This window comes from Embleya sp. NPDC025285, assembly GCF_055558835.1.
The window spans coordinates 1-2,365 of sequence record NZ_JBVHLU010000262.1; the positions used below are offsets into that span (position 1 = coordinate 1).

At 62.5% G+C, this 2,365-nt stretch carries 1 protein-coding gene; it reads left to right on the forward strand.

Annotated elements, in window-relative coordinates; genetic code table 11:
- The first annotated feature begins 460 nt into the window (after positions 1 to 460).
- Positions 461 to 2,236 (forward strand): reverse transcriptase domain-containing protein, encoded by a 1,776-nt coding sequence (locus ACZ4FV_RS52055; protein WP_465328471.1) that lies wholly within the window; start codon positions 461 to 463, stop codon positions 2,234 to 2,236.
- Positions 2,237 to 2,365: the final 129 nt, after the last annotated feature.

Genomic DNA, 2,365 nt, shown 5'->3' on the forward strand with positions numbered 1-2,365 from the left:
CTTACCTGGATCCGAAAGGTGAAGGGGACAAGAGCATGTCAGAAAACCAGTGACCGGGCCCAGCTGTTGGGGACGGTGTACTGGGCGGCCCGCGCGATATGGCGAAGACTGGATTGTTTGAAGCCCAATCTCCAGAAGATGCAAGTTCCCATCCGTCGGAAAGACAGCTGAAACCGACGCCGTACTCTGCACGGGACTCGAATGGTTGGCCGGTGCATTTCCGGAGTGCGGAGCGATGTCCAACGAGGACATTCAAGGAGATGAGTGGGACGCCTGTGTCGCGCTAGAACGTACAAGCAGGGACGAACGTGGGATCGCCTACGGGATGCGAATCCTATGGCGACGGAGGCCCCGTAGTAGTCGCCGGAGTAACGACCGGCCAGGGAGGACGGGAAAGCCGTCCACATCGGGCGAAGGGGGCCAGGTGATTCGGACACCCGAGACTCGGGAGGTATGCGTAATGCAGAGCGCCGAAACGGTGCTGGGTGTCCTGCGTGAACGCGGCAGACGCGGTCTGCCGTGCGAGGAACTGTATCGGCAACTGTTCAACCCGCAGTTGTATCTGCTGGCCTACGGGCGGATCTACGCCAACCATGGCGCGATGACGCCCGGAGTCACGTCGGAAACCGTGGACGGCATGTCCCAGCGGAAGATCGACCGGGTCATTGAGGCGATGCGCCACGAGCGCTACCGATTTCATCCGGTCCGGCGTGTCCACATCCCGAACGGGAAGACACGCCTGCTCGGCCTGCCGACCTGGTCGGACAAGCTCGTCGGCGAAGTAGTCCGTCTGTTATTGGAGGCGTATTACGAGCCGACGTTCTCCGACCGCTCGCATGGATTTCGTCCCCGCCGGGGATGCCACACCGCATTGCGGGAGGTGGACCACACCTGGACCGGGACCGCCTGGTTCATCGAAGGGGACATCGCCGACTGTTTCGGCAGCCTGGACCACCGGGTCCTGCTGTCGATCCTCGGCGAGAAGATCCATGACCAGCGGTTTCTGCGGCTGGTGCGCAACATGCTGACAGCCGGATACCTGGAGGACTGGAGATGGGGCGCGACGCTCTCCGGAGCACCGCAAGGCGGAGTAGCCTCCCCGATCCTGTCCAACATATACCTGCACAAGCTGGACGAGTTCGTCGAGACAGTTCTGATTCCGGAATACACCCGAGGGGGCCGCCGGGCCCGCAACCCGGCATATCTGGAGTTGCAGAATCTGCTGGCGAAAGCCCGCCGCCGTGGCGACCGGGTTCAGGCCCGGACACTGCGTCAGCGGATGGTCGGTCTGCCGAGCTCGGATCCGAACGACCCGGCATATCGCAGGCTGCGCTATATACGCTATGCGGACGATCATCTCCTTGGTTTCACCGGACCGAAAGCCGAGGCCGAGCAGATCAAGCAACGCCTGACCCAGTTCCTGCGTGACGAACTCAAGCTGGAACTGTCCCAGGAAAAGACGCTGATCACTCATGCCCGCACCCGGGCAGCAAGGTTCCTCGGCTACGAGGTCACGACCCAGCACAACGACACGAAGAAGACCGGCCGATACCGACGGGTCAACGGTCAGATCGCACTGCGTGTCCCCAGGGACGTGATCAAAGCCAAGTCCGCCCCTTATCTCGCCCGCGGAAAACCCGCAAAGAGAAAGGCCCTGATCAACAGCAGCGACCACGCGATCGTCGCGACGTTCGGGACCGTCTACCGGGGCATTGTCCAGTACTACCTGCTTGCCGGAGACGTCTTCCGGCTGCACCGCCTGCAATGGGTCATGGAGACGTCCATGCTCAAGACCCTTGCAGCCAAGCACCGTTCATCGGTGTCGAAAATGGCTGCCAAGCACAAAACCAGAATCGACACCCCCAACGGTCCCCGAGTCTGCTTCGAGGCCCGTATCGAACGGAAGAACAGGAAACCACTGGTGGCACGGTTCGGCGGAATTCCCCTCCAACGGCAACGGGCGGCGGAACTCGCCGACCGTGAACCGGTCCGGGTGGATTATCCGCAGAAGGAACTCATCGCGAGACTCCTGACGGATACCTGCGAGATCTGCGGAAACAAGGGCAACGTGCAAGTGCACCACGTCCGTGCCCTTGCCGACCTCGCACATGCCGGATGGCAACCCTCTGACTGGGCGCGCGTCATGCTCCACCGGCGTCGCAAAACTGTCGTGGCCTGCGACACCTGCCACGATCGAATCCACTCAGAACGGCCTGCCAAACCACACACGCAGTAGTCACTGGAGAGCCGGATGACAGGGAAACCGTCACGTCCGGTTCGGCGGGAGGCCGCGCGGAAAAGGACCCGCCCAGCGGGCACCTCGCCGCGCGGCCGACCCAACGTCCTGGCTCAACGCCTTCCGCCG